The organism is Pseudomonas sp. P7779 (genome assembly GCF_013386315.1).
In the GTDB taxonomy this organism is placed as follows: Bacteria; Pseudomonadota; Gammaproteobacteria; order Pseudomonadales; family Pseudomonadaceae; genus Aquipseudomonas.
Genome location: NZ_JACARZ010000002.1, coordinates 1 through 16,234, shown reverse-complemented (window position 1 = coordinate 16,234; position 16,234 = coordinate 1). Strand labels below are relative to the sequence as shown.

The following is a 16,234-nucleotide window of genomic DNA, read 5'->3' as shown; positions in this document are numbered from 1 at the left end:
GGAGAGGGCGGTGTTAGAAAAGGCGGGCGAGCAGCGCGGTGACGGCGGTTTCGACTCTCAGGATGCGCGCGCCGAGTTGCACCGGCTGCAACCCGGCCTTGGCCAGCAGGTCCACCTCGTAGGGAATCCAGCCGCCTTCCGGCCCGATCGCCAGGGTGACCGGCTCATCCAGCCCGCGAGGGCAGGGCGGATAGTCGCCAGGGTGACCAATCAGCCCGAGGGTGCCTTGCGCCATGGCGGGCAGGCGGTCTTCGACGAATGGCTTGAAGCGCTTTTCGATCACGATCTCGGGCAGCATCGTGTCCCGGGCCTGTTCCAGGCCGAGGATCAATTGCTCGCGAATCGCTTCCGGCTCCAGGAACGGCGTCTGCCAGAAGCTTTTTTCCACGCGATAGCTGTTCACCAGCACCACTCGCGGCACGCCCATGGACGCCACGGTTTGCAGAACCCGGCGCAGCATTTTCGGACGGGGCAGGGCCAGCAGCAGGGTCAGGGGCAGTTTGGCCGGCGGCGGCTGGTCGAAGGTGACTTCCAGCTCGGCTTCCCGGGCTTCCAGGCGCAGCAACTGCGCGTTGCCCATCAAACCGCCGATGCGTCCGACCCGCAGGCTGTCGCCTACGGCGGCACGGTGGACTTCCTGCATATGCACCAGGCGCCGATCACGCAGCACCACCCGGTCGGCCGCGATAAAGTCGGCCTCCTCAAGCAGCAGCAGGTTCACGGCTGGGTCGCTGGCGGCTGGTCGTCGTCGGCGGGTTGGTCATCGGGGTGATCGCCACGCTTGCTCACCAGGCTGCCAAACAGGATGCCAATCTCGAACAGCATCCACATGGGTACGGCCAGCAGGGTCTGGGAGAAGATGTCCGGCGGGGTCAGGATCATGCCGACCACGAAGCAGCCGATGATCACGTAGGGGCGGATCTTCTTCAGGTATTTGACGTCGACCACGCCGATCCACACCAGCAGCACCACGGCCACCGGGATTTCGAAGGCCACGCCAAAGGCGAAGAACAGCGTCATCACGAAGTCGAGGTAGCTGGTGATGTCGGTCATCATTTCCACACCGGCCGGCGTAGCGGCGGCGAAGAACTTGAAGATCAGCGGGAACACCAGGAAGTAGGCAAAAGCCATCCCGGTATAGAACAGCAGGATGCTCGACACCAGCAGCGGCACGGCGATGCGTTTTTCATGCTTGTACAGGCCCGGCGCGATAAAGCCCCAGATCTGATGCAGGATCACCGGGATCGCCAGGAACAGCGAAACCATCATCGTCAGCTTCAACGGCGTGAGGAACGGTGACGACACGTCGGTGGCGATCATCGTCGCGCCAGCCGGCAAGTAGTCGCGCAGCGGCGTGGAGACGAAGGTGTAGATCTGCTGGGTGAAGGCAAACAGCCCGGCAAAGATGATGAAGATCGCCGCGACACAGCGCAGCAGGCGGGTGCGCAACTCGGTGAGGTGCGAGACCAGTGGCATGTGCTGGTCGGTTTCCGGTTTATCAGCGCTCATGGGGCTCGCGGCGGCAATGTAGGGTCGTGGGGCGCGGGCGACACGGCAGGTGTCGGCGCGGGTTCGGTCGGGGTCACGGGCGCAGTGGGCGCAGGCTCGACGGCGTGCACGGGTTCAGCGACCGGTGCAGGCGCGGGTGCGGCGGGCGGAGCAATCGAATGCTCGGCCACAGGCTCGACCGGCTTGGGCGTTTCCTGCACCGGCGAGAGAATCTTCCGTGCCTCCTGCTCCAACGACAGAATGTGTTCGTTGTGCAGTTGCCGGCGAATCTCGTCGGCGCCGATTTCCCGTTCAACTTCCTGTTTGATGGCGTTGAAACTGCGTTTCAGGCGCCCGATCCACAGGCCGGCCGTGCGCGCGGCACCGGGCAGGCGTTCCGGCCCCAGTACCAGCAGGGCCACGAGGCCGACGAGCAGCAGTTCAGAGAAGCTGATACCAAACATTATTCAGTACTCACGAGTCTTTTTGGTTCTGCTCTTTGACGTGCTCGGCCTGCACGTCGAAGGTGCGACGTTCAGTGATCGGCTGAGTGGCCTGCGGGTGTACAGGCTGCGCCGGTGGCACCGGATTGACGGCCGGGTCGGCAGGCTTTTCGTCGTCGTTCATGGCCTTGCGAAAGCCCTTGATCGATTCACCGACGTCGGTGCCGAGGTTTTTCAGTTTCTTGGTGCCGAACACCAGCACAACGACCACAAGAATGACGATCCAGTGTTTCCAGTCAAAAATGCCCATGCTGCAATTCCTCTGTAAAAGTTGGTCAGGCGGACGGGCGCGAGGCCTTTTCGGCATGCCCGGACAAGCCGAAGCGACGGTCCAGTTCATCAAGCACTGCCTGTGGATGCTGCCCCAGTTGGGCGAGCATGACCAGACTGTGGAACCACAAGTCGGCAGTTTCGTAGATCACGTCGCTGCAGTCGCCGCTGATTTGCGCGTCCTTGGCCGCAATAATCGTCTCGACGGATTCTTCGCCGAGTTTTTCCAGGATCTTGTTCAGACCCTTGTGGTACAGGCTGGCGACGTAGGAGCTGTCGGCGTCCGCGCCTTTGCGGTCTTCCAGCACCTGGGCCACACGGTTGAGGGTATCGCTCATGTTCAGTGTCCTGCCGAATAGATAGCGTGCGGGTCTTTGAGCACGGGCTCGACGGTCTTCCACTCGCCGTTCTGGAACACGCGGTAGAAGCAGCTGTGACGGCCGGTGTGACAGGCGATATCGCCGATCTGCTCGACCTTGAGGATCACCACATCGGCATCGCAGTCGATGCGCATCTCATGCAGGGTTTGCACGTGCCCGGACTCTTCGCCCTTGCGCCACAGTTTGCCACGGGAACGTGACCAGTAGATGGCGCGGTTCTCGGCGGCGGTCAGGCTCAGGGCCTCGCGGTTCATCCAGGCCATCATCAGCACGCGCCCGGTCTTGTAGTCCTGGGCAATGGCCGGCACCAGGCCGTCACTGTCCCACTTGATCTCGTCCAGCCAGTCTTTCATTTTCGGCTCCGGCAATTTGCGACAGTGTATAACCGGATTGGCTATCGACGCACGATCAGATACACGCCCACCGCGACCATGATGCCGGCCGGCCAGTGGCCCAGTTCATTCAACGGCCCGCCGGCGGCCAGTATCGTACCGCCCACCAGGTGCGCGGCGCCCAGCAGGCGCAGGAACCAGTCGTCCTTGCGCTTGTGCCACGGCGGTGCCGGGTCCTGGGCGTGGGGCTGGGACATGCGCTCCAGCAGGTCACGGGTCATGTTAGCCAGGTGCGGCAGTTGCTCGACCTGGCTTTGCAGGTTGCCCAGCAGGGTTTTCGGGCTGATACGGTCCCGCATCCAGCGCTCGAGGAACGGCTGGGCGGTGTTCCACAGGTCGAGGTCCGGGTACAGCTGGCGGCCCAGGCCTTCGATGTTCAGCAGGGTCTTTTGCAACAGTACCAACTGCGGCTGCACTTCCATATTGAAGCGCCGCGCCGTCTGGAACAGACGCATCAGCACCTGACCGAAGGAAATATCCTTTAACGGTTTTTCAAAGATCGGCTCGCACACAGTGCGGATCGCCGCTTCGAATTCGTTGAGCTTGGTTTCGGCCGGCACCCAGCCCGAATCGATGTGCAACTGCGCCACGCGGCGGTAATCACGCTTGAAGAAAGCGAACAGGTTGCGCGCCAGGTAATCCTGGTCTTCCGGGGTCAGGCTGCCGACGATGCCGCAGTCGATCGCAATGTACTGCGGGCTCCACGGGTTCACGGTGCTGACGAAAATGTTGCCGGGGTGCATGTCGGCGTGGAAGAAGCTGTCGCGGAACACTTGGGTGAAGAAAATCTCCACGCCGCGCTCGGCAAGCATCTTCATGTCGGTGCGCTGGTCGGCCAGGGTCGCGAGGTCGGTGACCTGCACGCCGTAGATGCGCTCCATGACCAGCACTTTCGGGCGGCACCAGTCCCAATAGACTTGCGGCACGTACAGCAGCTGCGAGCCTTCGAAGTTGCGCTTGAGCTGGCTGGCGTTGGCCGCTTCGCGCAGCAGGTCGAGTTCGTCGTAGATGGTTTTTTCGTAGTCCAGCACCACGTCCACCGGGTGCAGCAGGCGTGCATCGGCAGAAAAGCGCTCGGCGGCGCGGGCAAGGATGAACAGCCACGCCAGGTCCTGGCCGATGATCGGCTTGAGGCCCGGGCGGATCACCTTCACCACCACTTCTTCGCCGCTTTTCAGTTGCGCGGCATGCACCTGGGCCACCGAGGCCGAGGCCAGCGGCGCGATGTCGAAGCGGCTGAAGACTTCGCTGATCTTCTTGCCCAGCTGTTCTTCAATCAGCGTGACTGCCAGTTGCGAGTCGAACGGCGGCACGCGGTCCTGCAACAGCATCAGTTCGTCGGCGATGTCTTCGGGCAACAGGTCGCGGCGGGTGGAGAGGATCTGCCCGAACTTGATGAAGATCGGCCCCAGGTCCTGCAACGCCAGGCGCAGGCGCGCGCCACGGCTCAGCTCGAGGGTCTTGCGCGGGAACCAGCGCCACGGCAGCACATAGCGCACCGCCAGCAGAAACCACGGCAGCGGCAGGGCGAACAGCAGGTCATCGAGGCGGTAGCGGATTACGACGCGCTGGATACGAAACAAACGGCGGACGGCGAGCAGCTTCATGCGTTATCGCTTGAATCAAGGGAGCGGCTCAGGCGCTCGAAGCGCGCCTCAAGTCGTTCCAGGTCGAGTTTGGCCTGGTCGAGTTCGCGAAAGCGCGCTTCCGCTTCCCGTTGTCCGACCAGGGTGCGCGATTCTTCGCTCAGGTATTCGGCGAGGTTCTGGTTCAGGCTGGCGAAACCCTGCTGGTACCAGCGCGTACGGCTGCGCAGATGACCGCTGATCAGTTGGGTGGCCACCGGGCCGAGCCAACGTGACAGCTCGTATTCCCAGTCCAGTTCCAGGTCTTGCAGCACGGCGGCCAGGTCCATCAGCACCGCGCTGTCGCCTTCAAGTTCCACGTCCGGGCCGTGGAGGATCGCCGTCTTGTCCCGGCTCAGGGCCAGGCGCAGCAGGCTTGAGCCGGAAGCACGCAGGGTGCAGTCGGCGTCGGCGGCCCAGTGGGACGCCAGCAACAGGCCTTCATCGCTGGGCAGGATAAACAGCTGCAAGGCGGGGCTGGTGCAGTCGACGGCGATGATCCTGCCGTTCAGGTGCGCCAGCCGTGCCAGGGCGGTGCTGTCCAGGCGCAGTACACGGTTGAGGCCGTGTTCGACGCTGGCGAGAAGGCCTGCGAACAGCATCAGGGCTTGATGCCGCGGTGCAGGGCGACGATGCCCGAGGTCATGTTGTGGTAGGTCACGCGGTCGAAACCGGCCTCTACCATCATCGACTTCAGGGTTTCCTGGTTCGGGTGCATGCGGATCGATTCGGCCAGGTAGCGGTAGCTTTCGGCGTCATTGGTGATCAGCTTGCCCATCAACGGCATGAAGGCGAACGAGTAGGTGTCGTAGACCTTGGACATCAGTGCGTTGGTCGGCTTGGAGAACTCCAGCACCAGCAGGCGACCGCCGGGCTTGAGTACGCGCAGCATCGAGCGCAGTGCGTCTTCCTTGTGGGTCACGTTACGCAGGCCGAAGGCGATGGTCACGCAGTCGAAGTGGTTGTCCGGGAACGGCAGCTTTTCAGCGTCGGCCTGGACGAACTCGATATTGCCCGCCACACCTTTGTCCAGCAGGCGATCACGACCGACCTTGAGCATCGAGCCGTTGATGTCGGCCAGTACCACCTGCCCGGTGGGGCCCACCAGCTTGGAGAACTTGGCGGCCAGGTCGCCCGTGCCGCCTGCGATATCCAGCACACGGTTGCCGGTGCGTACACCCGACAACTCAATGGTGAAGCGCTTCCACAGGCGGTGCATGCCGCCGGAGAGCACGTCGTTCATCAAGTCGTACTTGGCGGCGACCGAGTGGAACACCTCGGCGACTTTTTCCGCTTTCTGGCTTTCCGGGACGTTCTTGAAGCCGAAGTGAGTGGTGGGTTCGGCATCGCTGCCTTTGCGCTGATCAGTCATATCGCTGTCACCAAAAGAGAATGGGGGCATTCTAATCCCCAAGGCATGCTTTGTCTTGGCAAGGCTGAAGGTAAGATAGGTGGTCACCGAGACCTTTTGCCGCATGGCGGGTCGACAAGTCTCTATAACGAGGAGTCATTCAAATGGCCCGTATACAGGTTGAACGTGCCCACACACTGGGCAAAGACGCTGCCCGAGAAAAAGCCGACAAGTTGGCGAGCAAACTCAAGGAGCAATATGGCCTGGAGTCTTCCTGGGCCGGCGACACACTGAACCTCAAACGTTCGGGCGTTAAAGGCACCGTGAAAGTGGCGGAAGATTCCCTGCGGATTGAAGTCGAGCTGGGTCTGTTGATGTCGGCCATGAGTGGCACCATCAAGTCCGAAATCGAGAAGGCACTGGATAAAGCCCTGGCCTGATTTGCGACCTTCTTAGGGTGCCGATTCTAATTTTTCTGCCTACTTTGTGCCCAAGCCCCCAACTTCTGTGGGCAGTTCCTCCCCCCTTTATGCGTGAGGTGCACCATGGCCAAAGTTATTTTGAAGAAAAAAATTGCTACCGGAACTAACGCCCTGACTGACGTTAAATCCTATGCCCGCAAGATCTGGCTGGCCGGTTTGGGGGCTTACGCCAAGGTCGGAAGCGAGGGCGCCGAGTACTTCAAAGAGCTGGTTAAGACTGGTCAACATGTTGAAAGTAAAGGCAAAAAAGTTGTGATTGAACAACTTGATGCAGCCAACAGTCAGATTGATCAAGTCAAGAGCGAAGTCTTCGGCATCAAAGGTCGAGTCGAAGTGCAACTGGATAAAGTTGAAAGCGCTTTTGATAGTCGTGTTGGAAGTGCCTTGAATCGGATCGGCATTCCGTCTAAACATGACGTGGAGACACTCTCTGCTAAGCTCGATGAGCTGACGGCATTGCTCGAACGTGTCGCGCGTAAACACTAAGGAGACAACGGGATGGCTGGTAAAAAGACTACTGATAAAGAAGGCAGCTCGTGGATCGGGGAAGTTGAAAAATACTCCCGCAAGATCTGGCTGGCCGGTTTAGGCGTGTACTCGAAGGTGAGCAGTGACGGCGGTAAATACTTCGAGACTTTGGTTAAGGACGGCGAGAAGGCCGAGAAGTTGACCAAGAGCACAGTGGGTAAACAAGTCGATGCGGCAAAGGCTTCCGCCGGTTCTGCCAAATCACGTATCAGCGACAAGTGGGGCGAACTGGAAGGGGCTTTTGACAAGCGCCTGAACAGTGCCATTTCGCGACTCGGCGTACCTAGCCGTACTGAAGTGAAAGCGCTGCACAGCAAGGTCGATACCTTGACCAGACAAATCGAAAAACTCACCGGCCTGAAAGCTGCGCCAGTTGCGGCTAAAACTGCAGCGGCTAAACCGGCTGCCAAGCCTGCCGCAAAAACTGCCGCGGCCAAGCCTGCTGCTAAAACCGCCGCTAAACCGCTGGTCAAGGCCGCCGCCAAACCGGCAGCCAAGCCAGCCGCCAAAGCGCCGGCCAAAGCTGCTGCAAAACCGGCTGCCAAGCCTGCGGCGAAAACCGCAGCGGCTAAACCGGCCGCCAAGCCTGCCGCTAAACCAGTGGCCGCTAAAGCAGCTGCAAAACCTGCGGCGAAACCTGCAGCCAAGCCGGCAGCAAAAGCAGCAGCCAAGCCAGCGGCGAAAACCGCTGCCGCCAAACCTGCTGCCAAGCCAGCCGCTGCGAAACCTGCAGCCAAGCCGGTTGCTGCCAAACCCGCCGCCAAGCCTGCGGCTGCAAAACCTGCAGCGGCCAAGCCAGCTGCAAAACCGGCTGCGGCGAAGAAGCCTGCCGTAGCCAAAAAGCCAGCAGCGCCGAAGCCAGCGGTAGCGGCCAAGCCTGCAACTGCAGCGCCGGCGACCAACTCGGTCACGCCACCGACGCCTGCTGCTACCCCGACTGCAACGCCGGCAACCCCGACGCCTACCAGTCAGTCCTGATTTTTACGGGACACATAAAAACGCCCGGCCTGCGAAGGTCGGGCGTTTTTTATGGAATCTACAGAACAACACAAATCCAATGTGGGAGCGGGCTTGCTCGCGAAAGCGGTGGATCAGTCACACATGTGCTGACTGACACTCCGCTTTCGCGAGCAAGCCCGCTCCCACATTTTAGTCCGCGTCGTCCAGGTAGCGCAGCGCCAACCTCTCTGTCGCCAGCCTCGCCGGCACCAGCAGATGCGGGGCCACCAGCATCATGATCTGGTACACCACCACCCGCACCTCACCTGCTCGGTCGAGAATCCGCTGGTAGTCCAGGGAAAACAGCAAGGTCATGGTGATCTGTTCCACCAACTGCCCCAGCGCCTGGGTTTCACTGACCAGTTGCCCATCCGTCTTGAGGCGGGCCAGCAACGAGGCCAGCGTGCGCTTGAGCGCCGTCAGCAGGTTGCGGATGCCCTTGGCCAGTTTCGGCAAGCGGCCCGCCAGGTTCGACAGGTCCTGGAACAGAAACCGATAGTGCGCCATGCGCTCCACGATCAGGTGCAGGAACAGCCAGTAATCCTCGGCCGCCAGTTGTGCGTCTTCCGGCGGATCGAGCAACGGCGCCAATTCGTTTTGAAAGCGCTCGAACAGACCGAGCACCAACGGTTCCTTGCCATGGAAGTGGTAATAGAGATTGCCGGGGCTGATCCCCATTTCATTGGCCACCTCCATGGTCGACACGTTCGGCTCGCCCTTGTGGTTGAACAACTGCAAGGCACATTCAAGGATACGGTCGCGGGTCTTCATCCAGTCTTCTTAAAGTCGTCGTGGGGCTCAGCGGACTCGCACATAGGTGCCCGGCGCCGCTTCCATCGGTGGGTAATTCTGGTTGCCCAGGGCGGTCAGTGTTTCGCGCTGTACACCGGAGCGCTGCTGGATCCACGCCAGCCAGTTGGGCCACCAGCTGCCCTCGACATGATTGGCGTCGTAGTACCAGGCGCGCGGGTCGCTGCTCAGCTTGAGGTTCTCGACGTAGTTGGCCTTGGGGTTGCCCGGCGGGTTGAGGATGCTCTGGACATGCCCGCTGTTGGACAGAATGAAGCGCTTGTCGCCGCCCAGCAGCTGGGTGGAGCGGTACACCGCGTCCCACGGCGTGATGTGGTCGTTGATGCCGCCCACGCTGAAACTGTCCACCGTGACTTTCTGTAAGTCGACGGGCGTGCCGCACACCTCCAGGCCGCCGGGATGGCTCAGCGGGTTGTGCTTGAAGAAGTCCAGCAAGTCGCCGTGCAGCGCGGCGGGCAGGCGGGTGTTGTCGTTGTTCCAGTACAGGATGTCGAAGGCCGGCGGTTCCTTGCCCAGCAGGTAATTGTTGATCCAGTAGTTCCAGATCAGGTCGTTGGGACGCATCCAGGCGAATACCTTGGCCATGTCCCGGCCGTCGAGTACGCCTTGCTGGTAAGAGCGGCGCTTGGCGGCTTCCAGCGTCTGTTCGTCGGCGAACAGGGTGGCGGGGCTGTCGATCTGGCTGTCCAGCAGGCTCACCAGGTAGCTGGCGCTGGAGATGCGGCGCAGCTGGCGCTTGGCCTGCAGATGGCCTTGCAGCGCGGCGATGGTCAGGCCACCGGCGCAGGCGCCCATCAGGTTGACCTCACGGGCGCCGGTGATTGCGCGGGTTACGTTCAGCGCTTCTTCCAAAGCCGCGACGTAGGTGGACAAGCCCCATTCGCGGTGGCGTACATCCGGGTTGCGCCAGCTGACCATAAACACTTGCAGGCCATTTTTCAGGGCGAACTGGACGAAGCTGTTGTTCGGGCTCAGGTCGAAAATGTAGTACTTGTTGATTTGCGGCGGCACCACCAGCAGCGGCTTGGCGTACTGTTTTTCGCTCATGGGCTTGTACTGGATCAGCTCCAGCAGTTCATTGCGAAACACCACCGAACCGGGTGTGGTGGCCACCGTCTTGCCGACTTCAAAGGCCTGCTTGGTGACCTGGCGCGGCAAGCCGTTGTTGTGCAGCAGGTCGTCGAACAGGTTGCTGACGCCACGCACCACGCTGTTGCCGCCGGAGTTGAGCAGCTCCTTGATCGCCAGCGGGTTGAGCAGGGTGTTGGATGGCGACACCGCATCGTTGAGCAGGGCAAAGGCAAAGTGCGCCCGCGCCCGGTCGTCGGCGCTGAGGTTGCTGTCGTCGATCCAGTGGCGGGTCTGTTTTTGCCAGCTCAGGTAGGCTTGCAGGCTGCGCCGATAAAACGGGTTGAGCTGCCAGGTCGGGTCGGCGAAGCGGCTGTCCTTCGGGTTCGGCTCGTGCACCGTTTCCCCGAGCAGCACGCGGCCCAATTGCCCGCCCAACTTCAGGGCGTGGCGGGCGGTGTGCACCGGATTGCGCAAGCCGTGTGCGGCGACGCTGCGCAGGGTCGAGAGCAAATCCCGGCCGCGCAGGCCGGTGATCGCACTTTCAATATTGATGAACGCGGCGGGTGTGGGCACCGGGTTCGATACGGGTCTTTCTCGCATGCGCCAACACTCCTTCGTCAAGCCATCAACAAGCACGCCAATTCAGAACCATAGTCGGTTCTGGCCAAGTTGCGCGGCGCGGTCGTCCTGACCGCCGCCGTCTAAAGTGCGGGTTGCGGGTGAATCACCGCCCTCAGGCGTTCCTCCTGGAGAAACTTCATGATGATCGGCGCCACGGCCTCGGCCCGGGTAATCAGGAACAGATGGCCGTCGTCGATGATGTGCAATTGGGCGTTGGGAATACGCCAGGCCAGCATACGCATGTTGATCAGCGGGATCAGCGGGTCGTCGTCGCCGGCCAGCACCAGGGTCGGCTGCTTGATCTTGTGCAGCCAGTGGATGCTGGTCCAGCCAAGCCCGGCGAACAGTTGCCAGTAGTAACCCAGCTTGCCCGCCGAACGCACTTTGCTCGCGTGTTCGGCGGCCAGTTTCGAATCCCGACGGAAGGAGCCGCCGTAGATCATCGGTGCAATGCGCACCACGTGGGACGGTTGGATATAACGCCGGGGGCTGGCCATCAGCCACAAGACCTTCGGCTTGCCCGGCACCATGAAGGCACCGGCGGCGGTGGCGGCCAGAATCAGCTTCTTGCAGCGTTCCGGATAGTCATAGGCGAACTGCTGCGCCAGCGCGCCGCCCCAGGAAACGCCCACCGCGTTGACCTGGCCATAGTCCAGGTAATCGAGCATGCGCGCGGTGAGTTTGGCCAGGCCGGGAAAGCGATAAGGCCGGCTGGGGGTCGACGAGCCGCCGACGCCTGGCACATCAAAGGCAATCACTTCCAGGTCCGGGTCCAGGGCCTGGACGAACGGAAACACCAGCTCAAGGTTGGCGCCGATGCCATTGAAAATCAGCAGCGGCGTCAAGTGAGGCTTGCCCGGGCGTACCGCCGTGCGGATGGCTTGGCCATCCAGGTCGATGGTACGGAAGATGAACGGTTGCGGCATGGGCTTACCCTGCAAAGTGGCGCTATTTCCCTGCGGGAACACGGTCAATGTGGGAGCTGGCTTGCCTGCGATACAGACGCTACGGTGTATCAGGCACACCGAGTTGATGCCATCGCAGGCAAGCCAGCTCCCACATTTGATCCCATTCCCGCCTACCTTTCGTGAACGTATGTGCCCGGCGCCGCTTCCGCCGCTGCATAAGTCTTGTTGCCCAGGTTCGCAGGCGCCTTCTTCAACTTGCCCGACCGCTCCGCCTGCCACGCCTGCCAATGCAACCACCACGAATCGGTGTGCTTGGTGGCGTTCTCCTGCCAGTCCAGGGCCTTGCCCGGCATCGTATCGCTGGTCTGGTAACGCGATTTTGGATTGCCCGGCGGGTTCAGAATGCTCTGGATATGCCCGCTGCTGGACAGCACAAACTCCACCTTGCCGCCAAACAGCTGCGCCGACTTGTAGCAGGACTGCCACGGTGTGATGTGGTCGTTGGTGCCGGCCAAAGAATAAATATCGGCAGTGACCTGCTTCAGGTCGATCGGCGTGCCGCACACTTCCAGGGCATTGGCCCGCACCAAGGGATTGTTCTTGAACAGTTCGATCAGGTCGCCATGGAACGCGGCCGGCAAGCGGGTGGTGTCGTTGTTCCAGAACAGGATGTCGAACACCGGTGGCTCGTTGCCCAGCAGGTAGTTGTTGACCCAGTAGTTCCAGATCAGGTCATTGGGGCGCATCCAGGCAAACACCTTGGCCATGTCGCGGCCTTCCAGCACACCGGCCTGGTAGGAATGGCGCTTGGCTGCTTCCAGGGTCTGTTCGTCGACGAACAACGCCACCTGGGTGTCCAGGGTGGTGTCCAGCACGCTCACCAGCAGGGTCAGGGCGTTGACCTTCTTCTCGCCCAGCGCCGCGTAGTGGCCCAGCAGGGCGGTGCAGGTGATGCCGCCGGAGCAGGCGCCGAGCATGTTGATGTCTTTGCTGCCGGTGATCGCGCTCACCACATCCACCGCTTCTTTCAGCGCCTCGATGTAGGTCGACAGGCCCCACTCGCGCTGGGCCTTGGTCGGGTTGCGCCAACTGACGATAAACGTCTGCTGGTTATTGCGCAGGCAGAAGCGCGCCAGGCTCTTGTCCGGGCTCAGGTCGAATACATAGAACTTGTTGATCTGCGGCGGCACCACCAGCAGCGGGCGTTCGTGCACCTGCTCGGTGATCGGCCGGTACTGGATCAGCTCCAGCACATCGTTGCGAAACACCACGGCGCCTTCGGTGGTGCCCAGGCTCTTGCCCACTTCAAAGGCGCCCATGTTGACCTGGCTCGGCATGCCGCCGTTGTGCACCATGTCCTTGGCCAGGTGGGACAGGCCATCCAGCAGGCTCTTGCCGCCGGTTTCAAAGAAGCGTTTGACCGCCGCCGGGTTGGCTGCGCTGTTGGTGGGCGCCATGGCTTCGGTCATCAAGTTGATGACGAAGTGGCCGCGGCTGATGTCGTGTTCCGACAGGTTGCTGTCACCGATCCAGTCGTGCAGCTCCTTGCGCCACGCCAGGTAGGTTTGCAGGTAACGTTTGTAGAGCGGGTTCTGGGTCCACGCCGGGTCGTTGAAACGACGGTCGTCGGCCTCGGGTGTCAGCTGTGATTTGCCGAACACCACGTTCTTCAATTCGACGCCGAAATGGGCGACATGCTTGACGCTGTGCAACGGTTGTTTGATGGCCTGGGTCAGCACCATCCGAGCGGATGCCAGTAAATCCTTTTTCCGTAACGCGATGATCGGGTTCAGCCCCAGGGTGTTTTCCGAGGCCTGGCGTTTCAAGTCATCGTTGTTCTTGTTACTCATCTACGACGCTCCATTGTCCGACAGACGAGTACCGGGTACCGCTGTGTACCACTACTTGCCACACAGCACAGCCTGGTACTACTGCTCGGGTGACCGTTAATACCGCATCGTCAAATGCAGGGAACTTGCCAGTTCCATTGGTTACCCGAGTTTAATTTTTTTCGCAAGCGGGCCAATCGTTGGCCACGACAGAGGGGCATTCAAGCAGATGGAATTAGAAAATGCCCACTAATGAGCAAGAGGCCTGGGCTAGAGCATCAGCCGCACGACCGACTGGCTCGGGTCGCGGGTTTTTCCGGCGGCTTTCAGCTCGGCAAGATAGTCAGCCCACAGCGCGTCCTGACGCACGGCAAGTTGATAGAGGTAGTCCCAGGTGAACAATCCGCTGTCATGGCCATCGTCGAAGGTCAATTTCAGTGCGTATTGGCCGGCGGGTTCGATCTTGGTCAAGCCGACATTGAGCTTGCCGAATTGCAGGATCGGTTTGCCGTGGCCCTGGACCTCGGCGGAGGGGGAGTGCACGCGAAGGAATTCGGCGGGCAGTTGATACACCTCGTCGGGACCGTAGGTGAGGCCCAGGGTCCTGGAGGCTTTGTGCAGGTTGATGGCGGTAGGCAGTTTGGTCATTTGGGGAACCGCTCAGAGATGATCCTGAAGGAACCGGCTTTAAACTGTGGGAGCGGGCTTGCTCGCGAATGCGGTGGGTCAGTTCATGCAATTGTGACTGACCCACCGCATTCGCGAGCAAGCCCGCTCCCACATTAAAGCAGAGCGGTTCCTGCGTGAAGCTTACAGGATATAACGAGACAGATCTTCGTTCTGCGCCAATTCGCCCAGGTGGCTGTTGACGTAGTCGGCGTCGATCTTGATTGCCACGCCATTCTGCGCGCCCGCCATGTCGCCGGCGCTGAAGGACACTTCCTCCAGCAGGCGCTCAAGCAGGGTGTGCAAGCGACGGGCACCGATGTTCTCGGTCTTCTCGTTGACCTGCCAGGCAATCTCCGCCAGACGCTTGATACCGTCCGGCAGGAACTCAATCCCCAGGCCTTCGGTTTTCAGCAGCTCGCGGTATTGCTCGGTCAGCGACGCGTGGGGCTCGCTGAGGATGCGTTCGAAGTCGCCCGGCGTCAGCGCTTTCAGCTCAACGCGAATCGGCAGACGGCCTTGCAGCTCCGGCACCAGGTCACTTGGCTTGCTCAGGTGGAACGCACCGGACGCGATAAACAGGATGTGGTCGGTCTTGACCATGCCCAGCTTGGTGTTGACGGTGCAGCCTTCGATCAGCGGCAGCAGGTCGCGCTGCACGCCTTCGCGGGACACGTCGACGCCGCCGGAATTGCCGCGCTTGGCCACCTTGTCGATCTCGTCGATAAACACGATGCCGTGCTGCTCGACTGCTTCCAGGGCCTTGGCCTTGAGTTCTTCCTCATTGACCAGGCGCCCGGCCTCTTCGTCACGCACCAGTTTCAGCGCTTCCTTCACCTTGAGCTTGCGGCTTTTCTTCTTGCCCTTGCCCATGTTGGCGAACAGGTTCTGCAACTGGCTGGTCATTTCTTCCATGCCAGGCGGTGCGGAGATGTCGACACCGGACACTTCGGCGACTTCGATCTCGATTTCCTTGTCGTCCAGCTGACCTTCACGCAGGCGCTTGCGGAACAGCTGGCGGGTATTGGAATCCGAGCTTGGCGCGGCGTCTTCGTTGAAGCCCATGCGTGCCGGTGGCAGCAAGGCGTCGAGGATGCGTTCTTCAGCGGCGTCTTCGGCGCGATGGCTGACCTTGGTCATTTCCTGTTCGCGCAGCAGCTTCAGGGCAGCGTCGGCCAGGTCACGAATGATCGACTCGACGTCACGGCCCACATAGCCCACTTCGGTGAACTTGGTGGCTTCGACCTTGATGAACGGAGCATTGGCCAGCTTGGCCAGGCGCCGGGCGATCTCGGTTTTACCGACACCGGTCGGGCCGATCATCAGGATGTTCTTCGGGGTTACTTCAACGCGCAATTCTTCGGGCAGTTGCATCCGGCGCCAGCGGTTACGCAGGGCGATGGCAACGGCGCGCTTGGCATCGTCCTGGCCGATGATATGGCGATTGAGTTCATGGACGATTTCGCGGGGAGTCATGGACATAGTAATTGGCGGTCCTCAAGCGGGAATAAGCCTGCGGCTTATTCGGCGAGGTCCTGCTCCTCAATGGTCAGGTTGTGGTTGGTGAAGACACAGATGTCGCCAGCGATACCCAGGGCCGTCTCGACGATTTCCCGGGCCGACAGGTCGGTTTTCTTCAGCAGGGCGCTGGCAGCGGCCTGGGCGTAACCGCCGCCGGAACCCATGGCGATCAGGCCTTCTTCGGGTTCAACCACGTCGCCGTTGCCGGTGATGATCAGCGAGGCGTCTTTGTTGGCGACGGCCAACATGGCTTCCAGGCGGCTGAGGGAGCGGTCGGTGCGCCATTCTTTGGCGAGTTCGACGGCGGCACGGACCAGATGGCCCTGGTGCTTCTCAAGTTGGCCTTCAAAGCGCTCGAACAGGGTAAAGGCGTCAGCGGTGGCGCCGGCAAAACCGGCGAGGACCTGGCCGTGGTACAGGCGACGGACTTTTTTCGCGTTGCCTTTCATCACGGTATTGCCAAGTGAAACCTGGCCGTCGCCGCCCATGACGACTTTGCCGTGGCGGCGAACTGAAACGATGGTGGTCAAGGGGAGAGTCTCCACGCTGCGGGGCGAAAATGCCCTGATGGAACTCATATGGGGGTGGCGGGGGGGATTTCAACTGTAGGACGGGAGGGCGGACGAGTGGTGTTTATGTGTCGGACTCGGTCCTGAGGCCGATGAAAATCAAATGTGGGAGCGGGCTTGCTCGCGAATGCGGTGTGTCAGTCACCTTAAATATTGACTGATCTACCGCCATCCCGAACAAGCCCGCCACCACACTACCCCGAAGCTGTGTCCGGAATCAG

At 61.1% G+C, this 16,234-nt stretch carries 19 protein-coding genes; 3 read left to right on the top strand and 16 right to left on the bottom strand.

All coding sequences use genetic code 11. The annotated features are described in order from the left end of the window. Nucleotides 1-13: 13 nt before the first annotated feature. From HX869_RS00205 to ubiE, 9 genes are read right to left on the bottom strand one after another with little or no spacing between them, the layout of a single operon-like run. A complete protein-coding gene (locus HX869_RS00205) occupies nt 14-721 on the bottom strand; it encodes a 16S rRNA (uracil(1498)-N(3))-methyltransferase (RefSeq protein ID WP_178902577.1) in 708 nt (235 codons plus the stop codon). Then, nucleotides 718-1,509, bottom strand: coding sequence for a twin-arginine translocase subunit TatC (tatC, locus tag HX869_RS00200; RefSeq protein ID WP_026078063.1), 792 nt, complete (start codon nt 1,507-1,509; stop codon nt 718-720). Before tatC ends, HX869_RS00205 begins: the two co-directional genes overlap by 4 nt. Beyond that, the gene (gene tatB, locus HX869_RS00195; protein WP_003209296.1) at nt 1,506-1,952 is read right to left on the bottom strand and encodes a Sec-independent protein translocase protein TatB; all 447 of its coding nucleotides are present in this window, start codon (nt 1,950-1,952) and stop codon (nt 1,506-1,508) included. The genes tatC and tatB overlap by 4 nt, the downstream gene beginning before the upstream one ends. 10 nt (nt 1,953-1,962) lie before the next feature. Continuing rightward, nucleotides 1,963-2,241, bottom strand: coding sequence for a twin-arginine translocase TatA/TatE family subunit (locus tag HX869_RS00190; RefSeq protein ID WP_003209298.1), 279 nt, complete (start codon nt 2,239-2,241; stop codon nt 1,963-1,965). 25 nt (nt 2,242-2,266) lie between these two features. Beyond that, a complete protein-coding gene (locus HX869_RS00185; protein WP_003209299.1) occupies nt 2,267-2,599 on the bottom strand; it encodes a phosphoribosyl-ATP diphosphatase in 333 nt (110 codons plus the stop codon). 2 nt (nt 2,600-2,601) lie between these two features. Then, nucleotides 2,602-2,994: a phosphoribosyl-AMP cyclohydrolase gene (gene hisI / locus HX869_RS00180; protein WP_003209300.1), complete on the bottom strand. Its 393-nt coding sequence runs from the start codon at nt 2,992-2,994 to the stop codon at nt 2,602-2,604. 41 nt (nt 2,995-3,035) lie between these two features. Beyond that, complete coding sequence (gene ubiB / locus HX869_RS00175; RefSeq protein ID WP_087692911.1) at nt 3,036-4,640, bottom strand: ubiquinone biosynthesis regulatory protein kinase UbiB; 1,605 nt, start codon at nt 4,638-4,640, stop codon at nt 3,036-3,038. After that, on the bottom strand, nt 4,637-5,260 hold the full coding sequence (locus HX869_RS00170) for an SCP2 domain-containing protein (RefSeq protein ID WP_003209304.1): 624 nt from the start codon (nt 5,258-5,260) through the stop codon (nt 4,637-4,639). The genes ubiB and HX869_RS00170 overlap by 4 nt, the downstream gene beginning before the upstream one ends. Further along, nucleotides 5,260-6,030, bottom strand: a complete 771-nt coding sequence (gene ubiE / locus HX869_RS00165; RefSeq protein ID WP_003209306.1) for a bifunctional demethylmenaquinone methyltransferase/2-methoxy-6-polyprenyl-1,4-benzoquinol methylase UbiE — start codon at nt 6,028-6,030, stop codon at nt 5,260-5,262. Before ubiE ends, HX869_RS00170 begins: the two co-directional genes overlap by 1 nt. A gap of 143 nt (nt 6,031-6,173) precedes the next feature. Between ubiE and HX869_RS00160 the strand changes: the two genes are divergently transcribed. The 3 genes from HX869_RS00160 to HX869_RS00150 all read left to right on the top strand — a co-directional run bounded on the left by HX869_RS00160 (nt 6,174) and on the right by HX869_RS00150 (nt 7,997). Further along, on the top strand, nt 6,174-6,449 hold the full coding sequence (locus HX869_RS00160) for a polyhydroxyalkanoic acid system family protein (RefSeq protein WP_008439272.1): 276 nt from the start codon (nt 6,174-6,176) through the stop codon (nt 6,447-6,449). 105 nt (nt 6,450-6,554) lie between these two features. Further along, nucleotides 6,555-6,977, top strand: coding sequence for a phasin family protein (locus HX869_RS00155; protein ID WP_003209309.1), 423 nt, complete (start codon nt 6,555-6,557; stop codon nt 6,975-6,977). Between the two features lie 12 nt (nt 6,978-6,989). Continuing rightward, nucleotides 6,990-7,997 (top strand): phasin family protein, encoded by a 1,008-nt coding sequence (locus HX869_RS00150; RefSeq protein ID WP_178902576.1) that lies wholly within the window; start codon nt 6,990-6,992, stop codon nt 7,995-7,997. A 171-nt stretch (nt 7,998-8,168) separates the two neighbouring features. On the opposite strand, the gene HX869_RS00145 is transcribed toward HX869_RS00150, so the two are convergent. From HX869_RS00145 to hslV, 7 genes are all read right to left on the bottom strand, one after another. Then, complete coding sequence (locus HX869_RS00145; protein ID WP_178902575.1) at nt 8,169-8,789, bottom strand: TetR/AcrR family transcriptional regulator; 621 nt, start codon at nt 8,787-8,789, stop codon at nt 8,169-8,171. A 27-nt stretch (nt 8,790-8,816) separates the two neighbouring features. Beyond that, nucleotides 8,817-10,499, bottom strand: a complete 1,683-nt coding sequence (phaC, locus tag HX869_RS00140; protein WP_003209314.1) for a class II poly(R)-hydroxyalkanoic acid synthase — start codon at nt 10,497-10,499, stop codon at nt 8,817-8,819. A 101-nt stretch (nt 10,500-10,600) separates the two neighbouring features. Next, nucleotides 10,601-11,446 carry a poly(3-hydroxyalkanoate) depolymerase gene (phaZ, locus tag HX869_RS00135; RefSeq protein WP_003209316.1) on the bottom strand — a complete coding sequence of 282 codons (846 nt, stop codon included), beginning with the start codon at nt 11,444-11,446 and terminating at the stop codon, nt 10,601-10,603. Nucleotides 11,447-11,598: 152 nt separating this feature from the next. Then, nucleotides 11,599-13,278: a class II poly(R)-hydroxyalkanoic acid synthase gene (phaC, locus tag HX869_RS00130; protein ID WP_003209318.1), complete on the bottom strand. Its 1,680-nt coding sequence runs from the start codon at nt 13,276-13,278 to the stop codon at nt 11,599-11,601. A gap of 249 nt (nt 13,279-13,527) precedes the next feature. Beyond that, on the bottom strand, nt 13,528-13,905 hold the full coding sequence (locus HX869_RS00125) for a gamma-butyrobetaine hydroxylase-like domain-containing protein (RefSeq protein WP_003209319.1): 378 nt from the start codon (nt 13,903-13,905) through the stop codon (nt 13,528-13,530). A 162-nt stretch (nt 13,906-14,067) separates the two neighbouring features. Further along, entirely contained in the window at nt 14,068-15,405 is a 1,338-nt protein-coding gene (hslU, locus tag HX869_RS00120; RefSeq protein ID WP_003209321.1) for an ATP-dependent protease ATPase subunit HslU, read from the bottom strand. Nucleotides 15,406-15,443: 38 nt separating this feature from the next. Continuing rightward, nucleotides 15,444-15,974, bottom strand: a complete 531-nt coding sequence (gene hslV / locus HX869_RS00115; RefSeq protein WP_003209323.1) for an ATP-dependent protease subunit HslV — start codon at nt 15,972-15,974, stop codon at nt 15,444-15,446. Nucleotides 15,975-16,234: the final 260 nt, after the last annotated feature.

Excerpts from the sequence above, each read along its gene's own strand:
- hslU (WP_003209321.1), bottom strand. The coding sequence starts at position 15,405 with ATGTCCATGACTCCCCGCGAAATCGTCCATGAACTCAATCGCCATATC.
- HX869_RS00155 (WP_003209309.1), top strand. The coding sequence starts at position 6,555 with ATGGCCAAAGTTATTTTGAAGAAAAAAATTGCTACCGGAACTAACGCC.
- HX869_RS00170 (WP_003209304.1), bottom strand. The coding sequence starts at position 5,260 with ATGCTGTTCGCAGGCCTTCTCGCCAGCGTCGAACACGGCCTCAACCGT.
- HX869_RS00185 (WP_003209299.1), bottom strand. The coding sequence starts at position 2,599 with ATGAGCGATACCCTCAACCGTGTGGCCCAGGTGCTGGAAGACCGCAAA.
- ubiB (WP_087692911.1), bottom strand. The coding sequence starts at position 4,640 with ATGAAGCTGCTCGCCGTCCGCCGTTTGTTTCGTATCCAGCGCGTCGTA.
- HX869_RS00160 (WP_008439272.1), top strand. The coding sequence starts at position 6,174 with ATGGCCCGTATACAGGTTGAACGTGCCCACACACTGGGCAAAGACGCT.
- HX869_RS00145 (WP_178902575.1), bottom strand. The coding sequence starts at position 8,789 with ATGAAGACCCGCGACCGTATCCTTGAATGTGCCTTGCAGTTGTTCAAC.
- HX869_RS00125 (WP_003209319.1), bottom strand. The coding sequence starts at position 13,905 with ATGACCAAACTGCCTACCGCCATCAACCTGCACAAAGCCTCCAGGACC.
- phaC (WP_003209318.1), bottom strand. The coding sequence starts at position 13,278 with ATGAGTAACAAGAACAACGATGACTTGAAACGCCAGGCCTCGGAAAAC.
- tatB (WP_003209296.1), bottom strand. The coding sequence starts at position 1,952 with ATGTTTGGTATCAGCTTCTCTGAACTGCTGCTCGTCGGCCTCGTGGCC.
- HX869_RS00190 (WP_003209298.1), bottom strand. The coding sequence starts at position 2,241 with ATGGGCATTTTTGACTGGAAACACTGGATCGTCATTCTTGTGGTCGTT.
- tatC (WP_026078063.1), bottom strand. The coding sequence starts at position 1,509 with ATGAGCGCTGATAAACCGGAAACCGACCAGCACATGCCACTGGTCTCG.
- phaC (WP_003209314.1), bottom strand. The coding sequence starts at position 10,499 with ATGCGAGAAAGACCCGTATCGAACCCGGTGCCCACACCCGCCGCGTTC.
- ubiE (WP_003209306.1), bottom strand. The coding sequence starts at position 6,030 with ATGACTGATCAGCGCAAAGGCAGCGATGCCGAACCCACCACTCACTTC.
- HX869_RS00150 (WP_178902576.1), top strand. The coding sequence starts at position 6,990 with ATGGCTGGTAAAAAGACTACTGATAAAGAAGGCAGCTCGTGGATCGGG.
- hisI (WP_003209300.1), bottom strand. The coding sequence starts at position 2,994 with ATGAAAGACTGGCTGGACGAGATCAAGTGGGACAGTGACGGCCTGGTG.
- phaZ (WP_003209316.1), bottom strand. The coding sequence starts at position 11,446 with ATGCCGCAACCGTTCATCTTCCGTACCATCGACCTGGATGGCCAAGCC.